We start from the raw sequence: 22495 nt of genomic DNA, 5'->3' as shown, positions 1-22495 counted from the left end.
TAAAATTCGGAAAGCTAATCTAAAAGTTATGTCTCTTCAAACGCATTCAAGGTCTGTCTTTCTATTGAGTCCACAAAACCCCTTGGGTGTTGTATGGTTAAGCCTCACGGGCAATTAGTACAGGTTAGCTCAATGCCTCGCAGCACTTACACACCCTGCCTATCAACGTCGTAGTCTACGACAACCCTTTAGGACACTTATAGTGCCAGGGAAAACTCATCTCAAGGCTCGCTTCCCGCTTAGATGCTTTCAGCGGTTATCGATTCCGAACTTAGCTACCGGGCAATGCCATTGGCATGACAACCCGAACACCAGAGGTTCGTCCACTCCGGTCCTCTCGTACTAGGAGCAGCCCCTTTCAATTTTCCAACGCCCACGGCAGATAGGGACCGAACTGTCTCACGACGTTCTAAACCCAGCTCGCGTACCACTTTAAATGGCGAACAGCCATACCCTTGGGACCGACTTCAGCCCCAGGATGTGATGAGCCGACATCGAGGTGCCAAACACCGCCGTCGATATGAACTCTTGGGCGGTATCAGCCTGTTATCCCCGGAGTACCTTTTATCCGTTGAGCGATGGCCCTTCCATTCAGAACCACCGGATCACTATGACCTGCTTTCGCACCTGCTCGAATTGTCATTCTCGCAGTCAAGCGGGCTTATGCCATTGCACTAACCACACGATGTCCAACCGTGTTTAGCCCACCTTCGTGCTCCTCCGTTACTCTTTGGGAGGAGACCGCCCCAGTCAAACTACCCACCAGGCACTGTCCGTAATCCCGATTCAGGGACCAACGTTAGAACATCAAAACTACAAGGGTGGTATTTCAAGGACGACTCCATCACATCTAGCGACGCAATTTCATAGTCTCCCACCTATCCTACACATGTAGGTTCAATGTTCAGTGCCAAGCTGTAGTAAAGGTTCACGGGGTCTTTCCGTCTAGCCGCGGGTACACTGCATCTTCACAGCGATTTCAATTTCACTGAGTCTCGGGTGGAGACAGCGTGGCCATCATTACGCCATTCGTGCAGGTCGGAACTTACCCGACAAGGAATTTCGCTACCTTAGGACCGTTATAGTTACGGCCGCCGTTTACCGGGGCTTCGATCAAGAGCTTCGACCGAAGTCTAACCCCATCAATTAACCTTCCGGCACCGGGCAGGCGTCACACCGTATACGTCATCTTACGATTTTGCACAGTGCTGTGTTTTTAATAAACAGTTGCAGCCACCTGGTATCTGCGACTCTCGTCTGCTCCATCCGCAAGGGACTTCACTGATAAGAGCGTACCTTCTCCCGAAGTTACGGTACCATTTTGCCTAGTTCCTTCACCCGAGTTCTCTCAAGCGCCTTGGTATTCTCTACCCGACCACCTGTGTCGGTTTGGGGTACGATTCCTTACAATCTGAAGCTTAGAGGCTTTTCCTGGAAGCATGGCATCAATGACTTCACTACCGTAGTAGCTCGACATCGTATCTCAGCGTTAGTAGCGGTCCGGATTTACCTAAACCACCCGCCTACATACTTGAACCTGGACAACCGTCGCCAGGCCCACCTAGCCTTCTCCGTCCCCCCATCGCAATTGTAAGAAGTACGGGAATATTAACCCGTTTCCCATCGACTACGCCTTTCGGCCTCGCCTTAGGAGTCGACTTACCCTGCCCCGATTAACGTTGGACAGGAACCCTTGGTCTTCCGGCGAGGGAGTTTTTCACTCCCTTTATCGTTACTCATGTCAGCATTCGCACTTCTGATACCTCCAGCAGCCCTTACAGACCACCTTCAACGGCTTACAGAACGCTCCCCTACCCCACATACCCTAAGGTACGTAGCCGCAGCTTCGGTGTATAGCTTAGCCCCGTTACATCTTCCGCGCAGGCCGACTCGACCAGTGAGCTATTACGCTTTCTTTAAATGATGGCTGCTTCTAAGCCAACATCCTGGCTGTCTGAGCCTTCCCACATCGTTTCCCACTTAGCTATACTTTGGGACCTTAGCTGGCGGTCTGGGTTGTTTCCCTCTCCACGACGGACGTTAGCACCCGCCGTGTGTCTCCCGGATAGTACTTACTGGTATTCGGAGTTTGCAAAGGGTTGGTAAGTCGGGATGACCCCCTAGCCTTAACAGTGCTCTACCCCCAGTAGTATTCGTCCGAGGCGCTACCTAAATAGCTTTCGGGGAGAACCAGCTATCTCCAGGTTTGATTGGCCTTTCACCCCTAGCCACAAGTCATCCGCTAATTTTTCAACATTAGTCGGTTCGGTCCTCCAGTTGATGTTACTCAACCTTCAACCTGCCCATGGCTAGATCACCTGGTTTCGGGTCTAATCCTAGCAACTGTACGCCCAGTTAAGACTCGGTTTCCCTACGGCTCCCCTAAACGGTTAACCTTGCTACTAAAATTAAGTCGCTGACCCATTATACAAAAGGTACGCAGTCACACCACGAAGGTGCTCCTACTGCTTGTACGTACACGGTTTCAGGTTCTATTTCACTCCCCTCACAGGGGTTCTTTTCGCCTTTCCCTCACGGTACTGGTTCACTATCGGTCAGTCAGTAGTATTTAGCCTTGGAGGATGGTCCCCCCATATTCAGACAGGATATCACGTGTCCCGCCCTACTCGTTTTCACTGATTATGATGTGTCGGTTACGGGGCTATCACCCTTTGTTGCGAGACTTTCCAGACTCTTCACCTGCATCATTAAAAGCTTAAGGGCTAATCCAATTTCGCTCGCCGCTACTTTCGGAATCTCGGTTGATTTCTCTTCCTCGGGGTACTTAGATGTTTCAGTTCCCCCGGTTTGCCTCCTGTTGCTATGTATTCACAACAGGATACGTGCTTATGCACGTGGGTTTCCCCATTCAGGAATCCCAGACTCAAAAGGTTATTACTACCTAATCTGGGCTTATCGCAAGTTATTACGCCTTTCATCGCCTCTGACTGCCAAGGCATCCACCGTGTACGCTTAGTCACTTAACCATACAACCCGAAAGGGTTTCTATTTGCTTTCACTTTAAAAAGTGAAGACAAATAAGCGTATGGCAACTAACCAAGGTTTTTGGTTGTCATCAAGAAGGGTTAATTCTTGATAACTGTTTGCCGGACTCAATTGTGAATCAAACTAAAGTTTGATTCGAATACAAGACACTTGAATGTGTTTGTTGTGTTTATCTAATGAAAGATAAACATTGAGAACTTTTAAATTTGATTGAATTACTCGTAAGTAATCAATCAGTCAGCTTTCCAAATTGTTAAAGAGCATGAGACTTTAAGAACAGTGTTCTAAAATTCACATTTTCTAAAGACTCTCAGGGTCAAAGATACCAACCAACGACAAAAGAAGTGGTTTGGATATGTAAATAACCAAGAATATTTAGAGAATGGTGGGCGATACCGGGCTCGAACCAGTGACCCCCTGCTTGTAAGGCAGGTGCTCTCCCAACTGAGCTAATCGCCCACGATAGTTTCTTTTGTCTTCACTTTTAATAAAAGTGAAAATAAAAGCCATCCTTTACGCGGAGAAAGAATGGTGGGTCGTGCAGGATTCGAACCTGCGACCAATTGATTAAAAGTCAACTGCTCTACCAACTGAGCTAACGACCCAATGGTATCCCGTAGGGGAGTCGAACCCCTGTTACCGCCGTGAAAGGGCGGTGTCCTAGGCCTCTAGACGAACGGGACACTGCTAATTTATCTCTACTTTTAAAAGTAGAAACAAACCTTGAAGAACTTGGGAGTTCTTCATCTCTTTGCTTTTCTAAACCTAATCAATCTGTGTGGACACTCATCGTGGTATCTTCGTATAAGGAGGTGATCCAGCCCCAGGTTCCCCTAGGGCTACCTTGTTACGACTTCACCCCAGTCATGAACCACAAAGTGGTGAGCGTCCTCCCCGAAAGGTTAAACTACCCACTTCTTTTGCAGCCCACTCCCATGGTGTGACGGGCGGTGTGTACAAGGCCCGGGAACGTATTCACCGTGACATTCTGATTCACGATTACTAGCGATTCCGACTTCATGGAGTCGAGTTGCAGACTCCAATCCGGACTACGACGCACTTTTTGGGATTCGCTCACTATCGCTAGCTTGCTGCCCTCTGTATGCGCCATTGTAGCACGTGTGTAGCCCTACTCGTAAGGGCCATGATGACTTGACGTCGTCCCCACCTTCCTCCGGTTTATCACCGGCAGTCTCCCTGGAGTTCCCGACATGACTCGCTGGCAAACAAGGATAAGGGTTGCGCTCGTTGCGGGACTTAACCCAACATTTCACAACACGAGCTGACGACAGCCATGCAGCACCTGTCTCAGAGCTCCCGAAGGCACACCTGCGTCTCCGCTGGCTTCTCTGGATGTCAAGAGTAGGTAAGGTTCTTCGCGTTGCATCGAATTAAACCACATGCTCCACCGCTTGTGCGGGCCCCCGTCAATTCATTTGAGTTTTAATCTTGCGACCGTACTCCCCAGGCGGTCTACTTAACGCGTTAGCTCCGAAAGCCACGGCTCAAGGCCACAACCTCCAAGTAGACATCGTTTACGGCGTGGACTACCAGGGTATCTAATCCTGTTTGCTCCCCACGCTTTCGCATCTGAGTGTCAGTATCTGTCCAGGGGGCCGCCTTCGCCACTGGTATTCCTTCAGATCTCTACGCATTTCACCGCTACACCTGAAATTCTACCCCCCTCTACAGTACTCTAGTTCACCAGTTTCAAATGCAGTTCCGAGGTTGAGCCCCGGGCTTTCACATCTGACTTAATGAACCACCTGCATGCGCTTTACGCCCAGTAATTCCGATTAACGCTCGCACCCTCCGTATTACCGCGGCTGCTGGCACGGAGTTAGCCGGTGCTTCTTCTGTTGCTAACGTCAAGATGCGCAGCTATTAACTACACACCCTTCCTCACAACTGAAAGTACTTTACAACCCGAAGGCCTTCTTCATACACGCGGCATGGCTGCATCAGGCTTTCGCCCATTGTGCAATATTCCCCACTGCTGCCTCCCGTAGGAGTCTGGACCGTGTCTCAGTTCCAGTGTGGCTGATCATCCTCTCAGACCAGCTAGGGATCGTCGCCTTGGTGAGCCATTACCTCACCAACTAGCTAATCCCACCTAGGCATATCTTGACGCGAGAGGCCCGAAGGTCCCCCTCTTTGGCCCGTAGGCATTATGCGGTATTAGCCATCGTTTCCAATGGTTATCCCCCACATCAAGGCAATTTCCTAGGCATTACTCACCCGTCCGCCGCTCGACGCCCAACAAATCCTCCGAAGAATCAATGTTGTCGTTTCCGCTCGACTTGCATGTGTTAGGCCTGCCGCCAGCGTTCAATCTGAGCCATGATCAAACTCTTCAATTTAAGATTTTGTGACTCAACGAATACTGACTTCAAAACTACTATGTAATTTTAAAGCTATTACCATTCCAACAGAATGGTAATGAATTGACTGTGCCAAATAACCGAAGTTATTCGTATTGGTCACTCAGTTCATTGAAATCATTTTGTTACCGAAGTAACAGTTACTACCTAAGTAATAACGTTTTGATATTCATCAACGAGTGCCCACACAGATTGATAGGTTTAAATTGTTAAAGAGCTTTGCTTTCAGTACCTTAGTACGTAAGCAGGACGCGTATAATACGCTTTCTACTTTGAAAGTCAACATAAAATACTAAGAAAACTTAGAACTCTATGGTGACTTGTCTATTAAATAGACAAAGTCGAAATTAAAGCCTGGCGATGTCCTACTCTCACATGGGGAAGCCCCACACTACCATCGGCGCTATTGTGTTTCACTTCTGAGTTCGGCATGGAATCAGGTGGGTCCACAATGCTATGGTCGCCAAGCAAATTTTAAAATTCGGAAAGCTAATCTAAAAGTTATTTCTCTTCAAACTCATTCAAGGTCTGTCTTTCTATTGAGTCCACAAAACCCCTTGGGTGTTGTATGGTTAAGCCTCACGGGCAATTAGTACAGGTTAGCTCAATGCCTCGCAGCACTTACACACCCTGCCTATCAACGTCGTAGTCTACGACAACCCTTTAGGACACTTATAGTGCCAGGGAAAACTCATCTCAAGGCTCGCTTCCCGCTTAGATGCTTTCAGCGGTTATCGATTCCGAACTTAGCTACCGGGCAATGCCATTGGCATGACAACCCGAACACCAGAGGTTCGTCCACTCCGGTCCTCTCGTACTAGGAGCAGCCCCTTTCAATTTTCCAACGCCCACGGCAGATAGGGACCGAACTGTCTCACGACGTTCTAAACCCAGCTCGCGTACCACTTTAAATGGCGAACAGCCATACCCTTGGGACCGACTTCAGCCCCAGGATGTGATGAGCCGACATCGAGGTGCCAAACACCGCCGTCGATATGAACTCTTGGGCGGTATCAGCCTGTTATCCCCGGAGTACCTTTTATCCGTTGAGCGATGGCCCTTCCATTCAGAACCACCGGATCACTATGACCTGCTTTCGCACCTGCTCGAATTGTCATTCTCGCAGTCAAGCGGGCTTATGCCATTGCACTAACCACACGATGTCCAACCGTGTTTAGCCCACCTTCGTGCTCCTCCGTTACTCTTTGGGAGGAGACCGCCCCAGTCAAACTACCCACCAGGCACTGTCCGTAATCCCGATTCAGGGACCAACGTTAGAACATCAAAACTACAAGGGTGGTATTTCAAGGACGACTCCATCACATCTAGCGACGCAATTTCATAGTCTCCCACCTATCCTACACATGTAGGTTCAATGTTCAGTGCCAAGCTGTAGTAAAGGTTCACGGGGTCTTTCCGTCTAGCCGCGGGTACACTGCATCTTCACAGCGATTTCAATTTCACTGAGTCTCGGGTGGAGACAGCGTGGCCATCATTACGCCATTCGTGCAGGTCGGAACTTACCCGACAAGGAATTTCGCTACCTTAGGACCGTTATAGTTACGGCCGCCGTTTACCGGGGCTTCGATCAAGAGCTTCGACCGAAGTCTAACCCCATCAATTAACCTTCCGGCACCGGGCAGGCGTCACACCGTATACGTCATCTTACGATTTTGCACAGTGCTGTGTTTTTAATAAACAGTTGCAGCCACCTGGTATCTGCGACTCTCGTCTGCTCCATCCGCAAGGGACTTCACTGATAAGAGCGTACCTTCTCCCGAAGTTACGGTACCATTTTGCCTAGTTCCTTCACCCGAGTTCTCTCAAGCGCCTTGGTATTCTCTACCCGACCACCTGTGTCGGTTTGGGGTACGATTCCTTACAATCTGAAGCTTAGAGGCTTTTCCTGGAAGCATGGCATCAATGACTTCACTACCGTAGTAGCTCGACATCGTATCTCAGCGTTAGTAGCGGTCCGGATTTACCTAAACCACCCGCCTACATACTTGAACCTGGACAACCGTCGCCAGGCCCACCTAGCCTTCTCCGTCCCCCCATCGCAATTGTAAGAAGTACGGGAATATTAACCCGTTTCCCATCGACTACGCCTTTCGGCCTCGCCTTAGGAGTCGACTTACCCTGCCCCGATTAACGTTGGACAGGAACCCTTGGTCTTCCGGCGAGGGAGTTTTTCACTCCCTTTATCGTTACTCATGTCAGCATTCGCACTTCTGATACCTCCAGCAGCCCTTACAGACCACCTTCAACGGCTTACAGAACGCTCCCCTACCCCACATACCCTAAGGTACGTAGCCGCAGCTTCGGTGTATAGCTTAGCCCCGTTACATCTTCCGCGCAGGCCGACTCGACCAGTGAGCTATTACGCTTTCTTTAAATGATGGCTGCTTCTAAGCCAACATCCTGGCTGTCTGAGCCTTCCCACATCGTTTCCCACTTAGCTATACTTTGGGACCTTAGCTGGCGGTCTGGGTTGTTTCCCTCTCCACGACGGACGTTAGCACCCGCCGTGTGTCTCCCGGATAGTACTTACTGGTATTCGGAGTTTGCAAAGGGTTGGTAAGTCGGGATGACCCCCTAGCCTTAACAGTGCTCTACCCCCAGTAGTATTCGTCCGAGGCGCTACCTAAATAGCTTTCGGGGAGAACCAGCTATCTCCAGGTTTGATTGGCCTTTCACCCCTAGCCACAAGTCATCCGCTAATTTTTCAACATTAGTCGGTTCGGTCCTCCAGTTGATGTTACTCAACCTTCAACCTGCCCATGGCTAGATCACCTGGTTTCGGGTCTAATCCTAGCAACTGTACGCCCAGTTAAGACTCGGTTTCCCTACGGCTCCCCTAAACGGTTAACCTTGCTACTAAAATTAAGTCGCTGACCCATTATACAAAAGGTACGCAGTCACACCACGAAGGTGCTCCTACTGCTTGTACGTACACGGTTTCAGGTTCTATTTCACTCCCCTCACAGGGGTTCTTTTCGCCTTTCCCTCACGGTACTGGTTCACTATCGGTCAGTCAGTAGTATTTAGCCTTGGAGGATGGTCCCCCCATATTCAGACAGGATATCACGTGTCCCGCCCTACTCGTTTTCACTGATTATGATGTGTCGGTTACGGGGCTATCACCCTTTATTGCGAGACTTTCCAGACTCTTCACCTGCATCATTAAAAGCTTAAGGGCTAATCCAATTTCGCTCGCCGCTACTTTCGGAATCTCGGTTGATTTCTCTTCCTCGGGGTACTTAGATGTTTCAGTTCCCCCGGTTTGCCTCCTGTTGCTATGTATTCACAACAGGATACTTACTTATGTAAGTGGGTTTCCCCATTCAGGAATCCCAGACTCAAAGGTTATTACTACCTAATCTGGGCTTATCGCAAGTTATTACGCCTTTCATCGCCTCTGACTGCCAAGGCATCCACCGTGTACGCTTAGTCACTTAACCATACAACCCGAAAGGGTTTCTATTTGGTTTCACTTTAAAAAGTGAAGACAAATAAGCGTATGGCAACTAACCAAGGTTTTTGGTTGTCATCAAGAAGGGTTAATTCTTGATAACTGTTTGCCGGACTCAATTTACTTTTTGTTTCCACTTTTTAATAAAAAGTAGAATCAAAAAATGAACAATCATTTCTGATCATTCGAATACAAGACACTTGAATGTGTTTTGTTGTGTTTATCTAATGAAAGATAAACATTGAGAACTTTTAAATTTGATTGAATTACTCGTAAGTAATCAATCAGTCAGCTTTCCAAATTGTTAAAGAGCTTGATTCAATAAAATGAACCATTTTTAAAGACTCTCTTAAGAGAATACTTAAAGATGGTGGAGCTATGCGGGATCGAACCGCAGACCTCCTGCGTGCAAGGCAGGCGCTCTCCCAGCTGAGCTATAGCCCCATCTTTGTTTCTAGTCGATATTGGTGGGTCTGAGTGGACTCGAACCACCGACCTCCCGCTTATCAGGCGAGCGCTCTAACCAGCTGAGCTACAGACCCAATATCGTCTCTTTACTTTTCTAAACCTAATCAATCTGTGTGGACACTCATCGTGGTATCTTCGTATAAGGAGGTGATCCAGCCCCAGGTTCCCCTAGGGCTACCTTGTTACGACTTCACCCCAGTCATGAACCACAAAGTGGTGAGCGTCCTCCCCGAAAGGTTAAACTACCCACTTCTTTTGCAGCCCACTCCCATGGTGTGACGGGCGGTGTGTACAAGGCCCGGGAACGTATTCACCGTGACATTCTGATTCACGATTACTAGCGATTCCGACTTCATGGAGTCGAGTTGCAGACTCCAATCCGGACTACGACGCACTTTTTGGGATTCGCTCACTATCGCTAGCTTGCTGCCCTCTGTATGCGCCATTGTAGCACGTGTGTAGCCCTACTCGTAAGGGCCATGATGACTTGACGTCGTCCCCACCTTCCTCCGGTTTATCACCGGCAGTCTCCCTGGAGTTCCCGACATGACTCGCTGGCAAACAAGGATAAGGGTTGCGCTCGTTGCGGGACTTAACCCAACATTTCACAACACGAGCTGACGACAGCCATGCAGCACCTGTCTCAGAGCTCCCGAAGGCACACCTGCGTCTCCGCTGGCTTCTCTGGATGTCAAGAGTAGGTAAGGTTCTTCGCGTTGCATCGAATTAAACCACATGCTCCACCGCTTGTGCGGGCCCCCGTCAATTCATTTGAGTTTTAATCTTGCGACCGTACTCCCCAGGCGGTCTACTTAACGCGTTAGCTCCGAAAGCCACGGCTCAAGGCCACAACCTCCAAGTAGACATCGTTTACGGCGTGGACTACCAGGGTATCTAATCCTGTTTGCTCCCCACGCTTTCGCATCTGAGTGTCAGTATCTGTCCAGGGGGCCGCCTTCGCCACTGGTATTCCTTCAGATCTCTACGCATTTCACCGCTACACCTGAAATTCTACCCCCCTCTACAGTACTCTAGTTCACCAGTTTCAAATGCAGTTCCGAGGTTGAGCCCCGGGCTTTCACATCTGACTTAATGAACCACCTGCATGCGCTTTACGCCCAGTAATTCCGATTAACGCTCGCACCCTCCGTATTACCGCGGCTGCTGGCACGGAGTTAGCCGGTGCTTCTTCTGTTGCTAACGTCAAGATGCGCAGCTATTAACTACACACCCTTCCTCACAACTGAAAGTACTTTACAACCCGAAGGCCTTCTTCATACACGCGGCATGGCTGCATCAGGCTTTCGCCCATTGTGCAATATTCCCCACTGCTGCCTCCCGTAGGAGTCTGGACCGTGTCTCAGTTCCAGTGTGGCTGATCATCCTCTCAGACCAGCTAGGGATCGTCGCCTTGGTGAGCCATTACCTCACCAACTAGCTAATCCCACCTAGGCATATCTTGACGCGAGAGGCCCGAAGGTCCCCCTCTTTGGCCCGTAGGCATTATGCGGTATTAGCCATCGTTTCCAATGGTTATCCCCCACATCAAGGCAATTTCCTAGGCATTACTCACCCGTCCGCCGCTCGACGCCCAACAAATCCTCCGAAGAATCAATGTTGTCGTTTCCGCTCGACTTGCATGTGTTAGGCCTGCCGCCAGCGTTCAATCTGAGCCATGATCAAACTCTTCAATTTAAGATTTTGTGACTCAACGAATACTGACTTCAAAACTACTATGTAATTTTAAAGCTATTACCATTCCAACAGAATGGTAATGAATTGACTGTGCCAAATAACCGAAGTTATTCGTATTGGTCACTCAGTTCATTGAAATCATTTTGTTACCGAAGTAACAGTTACTACCTAAGTAATAACGTTTTGATATTCATCAACGAGTGCCCACACAGATTGATAGGTTTAAATTGTTAAAGAGCTTTGCTTTCAGTACCTTAGTACGTAAGCAGGACGCGTATAATACGCTTTCTACTTTGAAAGTCAACATAAAATACTAAGAAAACTTAGAACTCTATGGTGACTTGTCTATTAAATAGACAAAGTCGAAATTAAAGCCTGGCGATGTCCTACTCTCACATGGGGAAGCCCCACACTACCATCGGCGCTATTGTGTTTCACTTCTGAGTTCGGCATGGAATCAGGTGGGTCCACAATGCTATGGTCGCCAAGCAAATTTTAAAATTCGGAAAACTGTGTTTAAAAGTTATGTCTCATCAAACGCATTCAAGGTCTGTCTTTCTTTGAGTCCACAAAACCCCTTGGGTGTTGTATGGTTAAGCCTCACGGGCAATTAGTACAGGTTAGCTCAATGCCTCGCAGCACTTACACACCCTGCCTATCAACGTCGTAGTCTACGACAACCCTTTAGGACACTTATAGTGCCAGGGAAAACTCATCTCAAGGCTCGCTTCCCGCTTAGATGCTTTCAGCGGTTATCGATTCCGAACTTAGCTACCGGGCAATGCCATTGGCATGACAACCCGAACACCAGAGGTTCGTCCACTCCGGTCCTCTCGTACTAGGAGCAGCCCCTTTCAATTTTCCAACGCCCACGGCAGATAGGGACCGAACTGTCTCACGACGTTCTAAACCCAGCTCGCGTACCACTTTAAATGGCGAACAGCCATACCCTTGGGACCGACTTCAGCCCCAGGATGTGATGAGCCGACATCGAGGTGCCAAACACCGCCGTCGATATGAACTCTTGGGCGGTATCAGCCTGTTATCCCCGGAGTACCTTTTATCCGTTGAGCGATGGCCCTTCCATTCAGAACCACCGGATCACTATGACCTGCTTTCGCACCTGCTCGAATTGTCATTCTCGCAGTCAAGCGGGCTTATGCCATTGCACTAACCACACGATGTCCAACCGTGTTTAGCCCACCTTCGTGCTCCTCCGTTACTCTTTGGGAGGAGACCGCCCCAGTCAAACTACCCACCAGGCACTGTCCGTAATCCCGATTCAGGGACCAACGTTAGAACATCAAAACTACAAGGGTGGTATTTCAAGGACGACTCCATCACATCTAGCGACGCAATTTCATAGTCTCCCACCTATCCTACACATGTAGGTTCAATGTTCAGTGCCAAGCTGTAGTAAAGGTTCACGGGGTCTTTCCGTCTAGCCGCGGGTACACTGCATCTTCACAGCGATTTCAATTTCACTGAGTCTCGGGTGGAGACAGCGTGGCCATCATTACGCCATTCGTGCAGGTCGGAACTTACCCGACAAGGAATTTCGCTACCTTAGGACCGTTATAGTTACGGCCGCCGTTTACCGGGGCTTCGATCAAGAGCTTCGACCGAAGTCTAACCCCATCAATTAACCTTCCGGCACCGGGCAGGCGTCACACCGTATACGTCATCTTACGATTTTGCACAGTGCTGTGTTTTTAATAAACAGTTGCAGCCACCTGGTATCTGCGACTCTCGTCTGCTCCATCCGCAAGGGACTTCACTGATAAGAGCGTACCTTCTCCCGAAGTTACGGTACCATTTTGCCTAGTTCCTTCACCCGAGTTCTCTCAAGCGCCTTGGTATTCTCTACCCGACCACCTGTGTCGGTTTGGGGTACGATTCCTTACAATCTGAAGCTTAGAGGCTTTTCCTGGAAGCATGGCATCAATGACTTCACTACCGTAGTAGCTCGACATCGTATCTCAGCGTTAGTAGCGGTCCGGATTTACCTAAACCACCCGCCTACATACTTGAACCTGGACAACCGTCGCCAGGCCCACCTAGCCTTCTCCGTCCCCCCATCGCAATTGTAAGAAGTACGGGAATATTAACCCGTTTCCCATCGACTACGCCTTTCGGCCTCGCCTTAGGAGTCGACTTACCCTGCCCCGATTAACGTTGGACAGGAACCCTTGGTCTTCCGGCGAGGGAGTTTTTCACTCCCTTTATCGTTACTCATGTCAGCATTCGCACTTCTGATACCTCCAGCAGCCCTTACAGACCACCTTCAACGGCTTACAGAACGCTCCCCTACCCCACATACCCTAAGGTACGTAGCCGCAGCTTCGGTGTATAGCTTAGCCCCGTTACATCTTCCGCGCAGGCCGACTCGACCAGTGAGCTATTACGCTTTCTTTAAATGATGGCTGCTTCTAAGCCAACATCCTGGCTGTCTGAGCCTTCCCACATCGTTTCCCACTTAGCTATACTTTGGGACCTTAGCTGGCGGTCTGGGTTGTTTCCCTCTCCACGACGGACGTTAGCACCCGCCGTGTGTCTCCCGGATAGTACTTACTGGTATTCGGAGTTTGCAAAGGGTTGGTAAGTCGGGATGACCCCCTAGCCTTAACAGTGCTCTACCCCCAGTAGTATTCGTCCGAGGCGCTACCTAAATAGCTTTCGGGGAGAACCAGCTATCTCCAGGTTTGATTGGCCTTTCACCCCTAGCCACAAGTCATCCGCTAATTTTTCAACATTAGTCGGTTCGGTCCTCCAGTTGATGTTACTCAACCTTCAACCTGCCCATGGCTAGATCACCTGGTTTCGGGTCTAATCCTAGCAACTGTACGCCCAGTTAAGACTCGGTTTCCCTACGGCTCCCCTAAACGGTTAACCTTGCTACTAAAATTAAGTCGCTGACCCATTATACAAAAGGTACGCAGTCACACCACGAAGGTGCTCCTACTGCTTGTACGTACACGGTTTCAGGTTCTATTTCACTCCCCTCACAGGGGTTCTTTTCGCCTTTCCCTCACGGTACTGGTTCACTATCGGTCAGTCAGTAGTATTTAGCCTTGGAGGATGGTCCCCCCATATTCAGACAGGATATCACGTGTCCCGCCCTACTCGTTTTCACTGATTATGATGTGTCGGTTACGGGGCTATCACCCTTTATTGCGAGACTTTCCAGACTCTTCACCTGCATCATTAAAAGCTTAAGGGCTAATCCAATTTCGCTCGCCGCTACTTTCGGAATCTCGGTTGATTTCTCTTCCTCGGGGTACTTAGATGTTTCAGTTCCCCCGGTTTGCCTCCTGTTGCTATGTATTCACAACAGGATACTTACTTATGTAAGTGGGTTTCCCCATTCAGGAATCCCAGACTCAAAAGGTTATTACTACCTAATCTGGGCTTATCGCAAGTTATTACGCCTTTCATCGCCTCTGACTGCCAAGGCATCCACCGTGTACGCTTAGTCACTTAACCATACAACCCGAAAGGGTCTTAGTGTATGGCAACTAACCAAGGTTTTTGGTTGTCATCAAGAAGGGTTAATTCTTGATAACTGCTTGCCGGACTCAATTGTGAATCAATGTAAACATTGATTCGAATACAAGACACTTGAATGTGTTTGTTGTGTTTATCTAATGAAAGATAAACATTGAGAACTTTTAAATTTGATTGAATTACTCGTAAGTAAATCAATCAGTCAGCTTTCCAAATTGTTAAAGAGCATAAAGCAAAAAGCTTTAATCAATAACTTACGTTATTAATTAAAGCTCTGGCTTTAACTAAATCTAAACCATCAATCTGTGTGGACACTCATCGTAAATATCTTCGTATAAGGAGGTGATCCAGCCCCAGGTTCCCCTAGGGCTACCTTGTTACGACTTCACCCCAGTCATGAACCACAAAGTGGTGAGCGTCCTCCCCGAAAGGTTAAACTACCCACTTCTTTTGCAGCCCACTCCCATGGTGTGACGGGCGGTGTGTACAAGGCCCGGGAACGTATTCACCGTGACATTCTGATTCACGATTACTAGCGATTCCGACTTCATGGAGTCGAGTTGCAGACTCCAATCCGGACTACGACGCACTTTTTGGGATTCGCTCACTATCGCTAGCTTGCTGCCCTCTGTATGCGCCATTGTAGCACGTGTGTAGCCCTACTCGTAAGGGCCATGATGACTTGACGTCGTCCCCACCTTCCTCCGGTTTATCACCGGCAGTCTCCCTGGAGTTCCCGACATGACTCGCTGGCAAACAAGGATAAGGGTTGCGCTCGTTGCGGGACTTAACCCAACATTTCACAACACGAGCTGACGACAGCCATGCAGCACCTGTCTCAGAGCTCCCGAAGGCACACCTGCGTCTCCGCTGGCTTCTCTGGATGTCAAGAGTAGGTAAGGTTCTTCGCGTTGCATCGAATTAAACCACATGCTCCACCGCTTGTGCGGGCCCCCGTCAATTCATTTGAGTTTTAATCTTGCGACCGTACTCCCCAGGCGGTCTACTTAACGCGTTAGCTCCGAAAGCCACGGCTCAAGGCCACAACCTCCAAGTAGACATCGTTTACGGCGTGGACTACCAGGGTATCTAATCCTGTTTGCTCCCCACGCTTTCGCATCTGAGTGTCAGTATCTGTCCAGGGGGCCGCCTTCGCCACTGGTATTCCTTCAGATCTCTACGCATTTCACCGCTACACCTGAAATTCTACCCCCCTCTACAGTACTCTAGTTCACCAGTTTCAAATGCAGTTCCGAGGTTGAGCCCCGGGCTTTCACATCTGACTTAATGAACCACCTGCATGCGCTTTACGCCCAGTAATTCCGATTAACGCTCGCACCCTCCGTATTACCGCGGCTGCTGGCACGGAGTTAGCCGGTGCTTCTTCTGTTGCTAACGTCAAGATGCGCAGCTATTAACTACACACCCTTCCTCACAACTGAAAGTACTTTACAACCCGAAGGCCTTCTTCATACACGCGGCATGGCTGCATCAGGCTTTCGCCCATTGTGCAATATTCCCCACTGCTGCCTCCCGTAGGAGTCTGGACCGTGTCTCAGTTCCAGTGTGGCTGATCATCCTCTCAGACCAGCTAGGGATCGTCGCCTTGGTGAGCCATTACCTCACCAACTAGCTAATCCCACCTAGGCATATCTTGACGCGAGAGGCCCGAAGGTCCCCCTCTTTGGCCCGTAGGCATCATGCGGTATTAGCCATCGTTTCCAATGGTTATCCCCCACATCAAGGCAATTTCCTAGGCATTACTCACCCGTCCGCCGCTCGACGCCCATTAACGCACCCGAAGGATTGTTAGTGTCGTTTCCGCTCGACTTGCATGTGTTAGGCCTGCCGCCAGCGTTCAATCTGAGCCATGATCAAACTCTTCAATTTAAGATTTTGTGACTCAACGAATACTGACTTCAAAACTAATATTCATTGCTCTTTCGAAAAAGATTGATGAACATGTAATTCTAAAGCTATTACCCCTCTCTTCTTAAATAAATAGGAACAGAATGGTAATGAATTGACTGTGCCGAATAACTACAAGTAGTTAAACGTATTGGTCACTCAGTTCATTGAAATCAAGTTTGTTACCGAAGTAACTGTTTTATCCAAAAGGATAAAACGTTTTGATATTCATCAACGAGTGCCCACACAGATTGATAGGTTTAAATTGTTAAAGAGCGCTAGCGTTTTGTGATTCACATCTCAGTCGCTAGGGGTGCGTACTATACCTGCACCACTTTGAGAGTCAAGGGTTATTTTCAAACTCTTTTTCTCTACCGATTTCGCTGTGTGACTCTCGTCTCACTCCGTATCGGTGAGGCGGCATTATAGAGAGATTGATATGGAGCACAAGGACTTTTTCAAATAAAAATTTCGTTCGTCTAAAAAGCCACCAGATTCGCATTTTTCGAATAAAAACTAAACATTTGAGACGTATCACAGCAATACATTGGAAATATGGAAGCCATGAACGTAAGATTCATGTGTCTATTTTGTTAATAGTAGATGCGTCTATTTCGTTTATTAATATGTAGTATTCCGATATGAACTCAAAAAAATCGATGTTGTTAATTGTCGCACTGGCTGTATTAGGCGGCATTGTTTTCTCTCAGGTAGATATATCGCCTGCAATTACCTTTATCCTTGGTGTCTTGGCTTCCGCTTTTGTTGTTAACTTTTCAAGCACCGACTCAAAATCTGATTCTGAACCTAAGGCTTCAACAAAAACACTTTATGTGGGTAACCTTCCATACAAAGCGAATGAATCACATGTACGTGAATTATTCTCAGAGCATGGTGAAGTATTTGCAGTACGTTTAATGAAAGACAAACGTACTGGTAAAAGAAGAGGCTTTGGATTTGTTGTTATGGCAAGTGATGATGTGAATCATGCAATCTCTGCACTTAACGATAAAGATTACATGCAACGAACTTTAAAAGTACGAGTTGCAAATGATCCTAAACATCCTGAAACGGACGAATCTGAACTGAGCTAAACCCTAACTGCTTTAACATACTATTTAGTGCACTTTCTTTTTTAGGAGGTGCACTACAAAAAACTTCACGCAATCCTCTCTCTTTATCACCACTATCCAAATCCAACAAATCTTGAACTCGCTTCGCAATCGCTTTACCGGAATCAACCAATAAAACACTCTTACCCAAGACTTGTTGAATCTCAGATTTTATCAGCGGGAAATGTGTGCACCCTAATACGGCCACATCAACCATGTTGATCATCGGTTGAAGAATCTGCTGCAACTCTTCAATACAAATTTCCTCGCCTCTGAGTTTATCTTCGGCCATATCCACCAGCCGAGTAGAACCTAAAAGTTCGACTCTTTTATTACTCGAGAAATTGTTGATGAGCTCGTGTGTGTACTCTCGCGTAATCGTTGCAGGAGTAGCAATGAGACCCAACGCTTTATTGGCAAGTAGGGATGCTGGCTTAATTGCCGGAACAACGCCAACAATTGGGATTAGATTATTAGCGCGAAGTGTAGGCAAGACTATCGTACTGGCCGTATTACAAGCTATCACTACAATATCAATAGCGTGACTCACCACAAAGCTAGCGACGATACTTTGGACTCGCTGAATAAGAACTTGCTGATCGAGCTCGCCATATGGGTAAGCCTCGTTATCGAATACATAGATATAATTGTGATTTGGTAGCAACTGACTTATCTCTTTATATACAGACAGGCCACCAACTCCAGAATCAAAGATCAATATGTTTTTTTGTATGCTTTCCGCCACAACCATTACCTATAATAAGTTCCGCAGCAATGATACCCCTTCACTTAGTTTTCGCCAATCATCACTCTACATAATGCAAGCTCGGTAGCGTTGATGAACAAAGCGCTCACCTTGATCTAAATTTTCTAGATCTATCTTGAGCTTACCTTTAAAGCATGGCGCTGACGTCACTAAGGTGTGGAACTCACCATCTTCGCCACATGGATCGACATGACTCGGTAAGCTACCTATGAGCTCAAGTGTGTACTCCTTCCCGCAATAGCTCATATCTAATGCATCGCTATCGACCGTGACGAGAAAGGTTTCGATGCCTCTGTCTATTATTTCAGTCGCTAATGCCTGACTGCTCTCTCCCATTAGAGGGAACACGCACTCCCAACCAGCTGGTTCTATATAGCTCTTTCGATAATCTGCAATGCCATTACAAAACATGTCTCCAAACGCGACCGCATCAATTGATAAGCCAGAACCTTTAAGTGCGGAAACAATAGTACTTTGATAAATCTCATTACTAGGAAACACTTCTGGAAGCTCAATCGTGATTAATGGCAAACCGACTAATTGCGCCTGCATGGCAACAACATCAATCGGAGTCACTTGGAAAGGAACCTCATCTCCAACATATGTCGTATAGAGAGCAACAACTTCATATTCGGAGCTTTCAAGTAGACGTTCTAGCGTTAATGTCGAGTCTTTACCTGACGACCAACTTATGATGACTTTCTTTTTCATTGATATACCCAATAAGAAAAAACCGCCCGGAGGCGGTTTAGGTGTAAATTAGAATTGATAAGCTACGTTCAGGTAGTAAGCACGCTCTGCGGCTGGGTACCCTAAAGCCGTTTCGTAGTCTTCATCAAGTAAGTTATCAACACGAGCACTGATCGTAGTGTTCTCATTAGCATAATAGCTAACAGCAGTGTCGACCAATGAATAAGATGGGAGAGTTACATCACTATATGGCCACGTCCCGTAATCAACATCAGGTCGCTTACCTACATATTGATAGCTTATAGACCAATCGACGACGTCAAATGCCACCAATGCATTCCACTTATACAGTTCTTTTGCTCGGCGTTGCAACTGCTTGCCATCATCACCTTCTGCATCTTTATAATCAGCACTCAGCTGGTGTTGAACAATGCCCGTATCAAACTCGGCAGTCAGCTCTACACCTTGAATATGCGTCTCACCATCAACGTTGATGTATTTATATGTTGTTGGGTGGTAATCGATTAGATTGGTGATTTTGTAATCGTATCCAGTTAATGTCCAATATACGTCTTTCACTAGACCATAGAAGCCTACCTCAATCGCATCAGATTCTTCTGGCTTAAGATCTTGAGTTCCGTAAGACGGATCATACTGTTGGTAAAGGTTTGGAGCTTTAAAAGCTGTACCGTATGAAGCTTTCATACCAAATTCTGGAATAAATTGATAACCAGCCCCGACGTTATATGTCGTTTCTGTACCAAATTCTTCATTGTCATCGACTCTTGCACTTGCTTCTAAAGTTGCAGAATCAACAGTGACCGAAGATAGACCGAATACTGCCAAGTTAGAACGGTCGAATGTTTTATTCGCATTCTTATCTACATATGACTCATCGCGCCAATCAACGCCACCAGCTAACACAACATTCTTGTTTAATTTATAGCTATTAATCCACTGAACATTGCTTTGTTCTAACTCGTCTTGAGTTCCAGAGGTTTTGCTTTCACCAAATTGATAGTTCCAAGAATCTTGGCTTTGTACTGTAGCTTGCATTTCAGAGCGTAATTGAAGGCCTTGATAAGTACCACCAATCGACACTGATAAATCGTCTTTTTCAGATTCCATATAACTACGTGTACTGTATGTATTGTCGTACTGGTAAATATTCTCATAGGCACGAACATTACCAAATACACTGAATTGTTCATTCAACTTATGAGTATAACCAATCAAACCGTTCAACGTCTCGAAGCCATGGCGGTCGCCATCATTTAAGCCTGGTACGGGCTTAACATTGTAGCCTTCATCGCTTTCATGGCTAATAGCAAGGTTTAGCTGACCATTTTCAGAAGTCGCAACACCGGATGCTAGACTAAGTTCTTGATAGTCTAGGCTACCCAAACCAGCACTCAATGTTGTTGACTCATCCGTCGCACGAGCAATCGTAATAATGTTGATTACACCACCAATAGCTTCGGAACCGTATAAAGAAGCTCGAGCTCCTCGTACATACTCGATCCTCTGAACATAACTCAATGGAATCTGGTTGAAATCTACCGCACCTTTTGCTGCACGAGCAAAACGAACACCATCAACTAAAACGAGGACTTGATCAGAACTTGTTCCGCGAACAAATATAGAAGCGAGCTGTCCCCTACCACCATTTTGAGTAATCTGGATCCCTGTTAATCTTCTCAACACATCTGGGATTGTTTTAGCTTGTGTTCTTTGAAAATCTTGGCGGGTAACAACTTCAACATCAGTTAATGTCGCCGTGGCAGACTGCTCAAAACGGTTAGCTGTAACGACCACGGTTTCGTCGGCAGTGGCTTCTTGGGCATGTAAATTGGAGATAGGTGAAAGCAGCGATGCTACAGCAACCGCTAAAAGGGATTTGTTCATGTTGTGATCCTAAATCGCGTAAAGTCCTACCAAACCACATTGTGTGGCTTAGCCGCTGGCAGGTATTCGGACTCAAGAGCACAACCTTATGGTTACCTAATATTCGACTTCCCACAAAAAGCTATTTGCAGTGTCTTATGAATATTCGTTCTCTTTTACCGCTGCGCGTCAGTTCTGGATTCACACCAGATTCCCTCTTCAGCCATCTATACATCCAAATGGCACCAGCTTGTCGGAGATAGTATTAACCTATGAATCATTTGTCTAGTCTAAGATAGTTATAAGCTATAGTTTTCAAGGTCGATTTACATTGAATAGCTCTCAACACTGGACAAGCGCCTGTGATTGAATAAAATCTGCGCTCTTGATTTAAAAGCACGACAGCAAAAGGCATAACAATGGCGAATTTAGATGTAAACCCGCAACGCTACCAAGAACAGCTCGCAGAAAAGACTGAACGTCTTACTGAAATGTTCTCACAATACAATGTGCCTGAGCTGGAAGTGTATGAATCTCCAGAACAACACTACCGCATGCGTGCTGAATTCCGCGTGTGGCATGAAGGTGACGATATGTATTACGTCATGTTCAATCAAGAGACCAAAGAAAAATACCGCGTAGACCAGTTTCCTGCGGCTAGTCGTCTTATCAACGATCTAATGCCTCTATTAACGGATGCAATGAAGAGCAACCACTCTCTACGCCACAAGCTATTCCAAGTAGACTTCCTTTCTACGTTAAGCGGTGAGATTTTGGTGTCACTGCTTTACCACCGTCAATTAGGTGAACAGTGGATTCAAGATGCTAAAGCGCTTAAGCAGCAATTAAATGATGAAGGCTTTAACCTAAACCTGATTGGCCGTGCGCGTAAGATGAAAATCGTACTGGATCGCGACTACGTCATTGAAAAGCTAGATGTGAATGGTGATAGCTATATATACCAGCAAGTAGAGAACAGCTTTACTCAACCAAACGGCAAAGTAGCAGAGAAAATGTTGGAATGGGCTGTCGACTGTACTCAAGACAGCAAAGGTGACTTGCTTGAGCTTTACTGTGGTAACGGTAACTTCTCATTAGCTCTGGCACAAAACTTTGAGCGTGTACTTGCAACAGAGCTAGCGAAGCCATCTGTAGAATCTGCTCAATACAACATTGCGGCGAACAAGATTGATAATGTTCAGATCATTCGTATGTCTGCGGAAGATTTTACCGTAGCAATGGAAGGTAAGCGTGAATTCCGCCGCCTACAGCAAGCAAACATCGATCTAAAGAGCTACAACTGCAACACTATCTTTGTTGATCCACCGCGTTCAGGTATGGACGTTGATACTTGTAAGATGGTGCAAGGCTACGAGCGCATCATGTACATCTCTTGTAACCCTGAAACACTGAAAGAGAACCTAGAGATCTTAAGCGAAACCCACGATATCACTCGTTTTGCTCTGTTCGACCAGTTCCCTTACACGCACCACATGGAAGCAGGTGTGTTCTTAGAACATAAAGCATAAAACACGCTTTCTCGACCTAAGACAAACAGCAGATACAAAAAAACGAGCCAATCGGCTCGTTTTTTTATTTATAGGTTGGC

At 47.2% G+C, this 22495-nt stretch carries 5 protein-coding genes, 5 tRNA genes, 8 rRNA genes and 1 riboswitch; of the genes, 2 read left to right on the top strand and 16 right to left on the bottom strand.

The window, feature by feature from the left end; genetic code table 11:
• Window positions 1-93 precede the first annotated feature (93 nt).
• From OCW38_RS00710 to OCW38_RS00650, 13 genes are all read right to left on the bottom strand, one after another.
• A 23S ribosomal RNA gene (locus OCW38_RS00710) occupies window positions 94-2987 on the bottom strand.
• Between the two features lie 402 nt (window positions 2988-3389).
• Window positions 3390-3465: transfer RNA gene (locus OCW38_RS00705), tRNA-Val, on the bottom strand.
• 70 nt (window positions 3466-3535) lie between these two features.
• A tRNA-Lys gene (locus OCW38_RS00700) sits at window positions 3536-3611 on the bottom strand.
• Window positions 3612-3613: 2 nt separating this feature from the next.
• Window positions 3614-3689, bottom strand: a tRNA-Glu gene (locus OCW38_RS00695).
• 122 nt (window positions 3690-3811) lie between these two features.
• Window positions 3812-5366, bottom strand: a 16S ribosomal RNA gene (locus OCW38_RS00690).
• Window positions 5367-5739: 373 nt separating this feature from the next.
• A 5S ribosomal RNA gene (gene rrf / locus OCW38_RS00685) occupies window positions 5740-5855 on the bottom strand.
• A 100-nt stretch (window positions 5856-5955) separates the two neighbouring features.
• A 23S ribosomal RNA gene (locus tag OCW38_RS00680) occupies window positions 5956-8848 on the bottom strand.
• A gap of 379 nt (window positions 8849-9227) precedes the next feature.
• Window positions 9228-9303, bottom strand: a tRNA-Ala gene (locus OCW38_RS00675).
• A 21-nt stretch (window positions 9304-9324) separates the two neighbouring features.
• A tRNA-Ile gene (locus OCW38_RS00670) sits at window positions 9325-9401 on the bottom strand.
• A gap of 66 nt (window positions 9402-9467) precedes the next feature.
• Window positions 9468-11022, bottom strand: a 16S ribosomal RNA gene (locus tag OCW38_RS00665).
• 373 nt (window positions 11023-11395) lie between these two features.
• Window positions 11396-11511: ribosomal RNA gene (gene rrf / locus OCW38_RS00660) — 5S ribosomal RNA — on the bottom strand.
• Window positions 11512-11611: 100 nt separating this feature from the next.
• A 23S ribosomal RNA gene (locus OCW38_RS00655) occupies window positions 11612-14505 on the bottom strand.
• Between the two features lie 356 nt (window positions 14506-14861).
• Window positions 14862-16416: ribosomal RNA gene (locus tag OCW38_RS00650) — 16S ribosomal RNA — on the bottom strand.
• Together the 16S, 23S and 5S rRNA genes with 5 tRNA genes alongside form the textbook arrangement of a ribosomal RNA operon.
• 659 nt (window positions 16417-17075) lie before the next feature.
• On the opposite strand from OCW38_RS00650, the gene OCW38_RS00645 reads away from it, so the two are divergent.
• Window positions 17076-17528, top strand: a complete 453-nt coding sequence (locus tag OCW38_RS00645; protein ID WP_010438674.1) for an RNA recognition motif domain-containing protein — start codon at window positions 17076-17078, stop codon at window positions 17526-17528.
• Here the strand turns inward: OCW38_RS00645 and murI are convergent.
• Genes murI through btuB form a run of 3 tightly spaced genes read right to left on the bottom strand, consistent with a single transcriptional unit; the run spans window position 17491 to window position 20907 of the window.
• A complete protein-coding gene (gene murI, locus OCW38_RS00640; RefSeq protein WP_016768449.1) occupies window positions 17491-18297 on the bottom strand; it encodes a glutamate racemase in 807 nt (268 codons plus the stop codon). The genes OCW38_RS00645 and murI overlap by 38 nt on opposite strands.
• 60 nt (window positions 18298-18357) lie before the next feature.
• Window positions 18358-19023, bottom strand: coding sequence for a Dph6-related ATP pyrophosphatase (locus tag OCW38_RS00635; RefSeq protein WP_102297025.1), 666 nt, complete (start codon window positions 19021-19023; stop codon window positions 18358-18360).
• 48 nt (window positions 19024-19071) lie between these two features.
• Entirely contained in the window at window positions 19072-20907 is a 1836-nt protein-coding gene (btuB, locus tag OCW38_RS00630) for a TonB-dependent vitamin B12 receptor (protein WP_261894767.1), read from the bottom strand.
• A gap of 40 nt (window positions 20908-20947) precedes the next feature.
• Window positions 20948-21151: riboswitch (cobalamin riboswitch) on the bottom strand.
• A gap of 154 nt (window positions 21152-21305) precedes the next feature.
• Here btuB and trmA point away from each other — a divergent pair.
• Complete coding sequence (gene trmA / locus OCW38_RS00625) at window positions 21306-22415, top strand: tRNA (uridine(54)-C5)-methyltransferase TrmA (protein ID WP_016795180.1); 1110 nt, start codon at window positions 21306-21308, stop codon at window positions 22413-22415.
• Window positions 22416-22495 lie beyond the last annotated feature (80 nt).

It is taken from the genome of Vibrio cyclitrophicus (assembly GCF_024347435.1).
GTDB lineage: Bacteria > Pseudomonadota > Gammaproteobacteria > Enterobacterales > Vibrionaceae > Vibrio > Vibrio cyclitrophicus.
This window is presented reverse-complemented; position numbering and strand designations above follow the sequence as displayed.

Bases quoted from the DNA above. Each gene is read 5' to 3' on its own strand.
- OCW38_RS00645 (WP_010438674.1), top strand. From the start codon at position 17,076: ATGAACTCAAAAAAATCGATGTTGTTAATTGTCGCACTGGCTGTATTA.
- murI (WP_016768449.1), bottom strand. From the start codon at position 18,297: ATGGTTGTGGCGGAAAGCATACAAAAAAACATATTGATCTTTGATTCT.
- OCW38_RS00635 (WP_102297025.1), bottom strand. From the start codon at position 19,023: ATGAAAAAGAAAGTCATCATAAGTTGGTCGTCAGGTAAAGACTCGACA.
- btuB (WP_261894767.1), bottom strand. From the start codon at position 20,907: ATGAACAAATCCCTTTTAGCGGTTGCTGTAGCATCGCTGCTTTCACCT.
- trmA (WP_016795180.1), top strand. From the start codon at position 21,306: ATGGCGAATTTAGATGTAAACCCGCAACGCTACCAAGAACAGCTCGCA.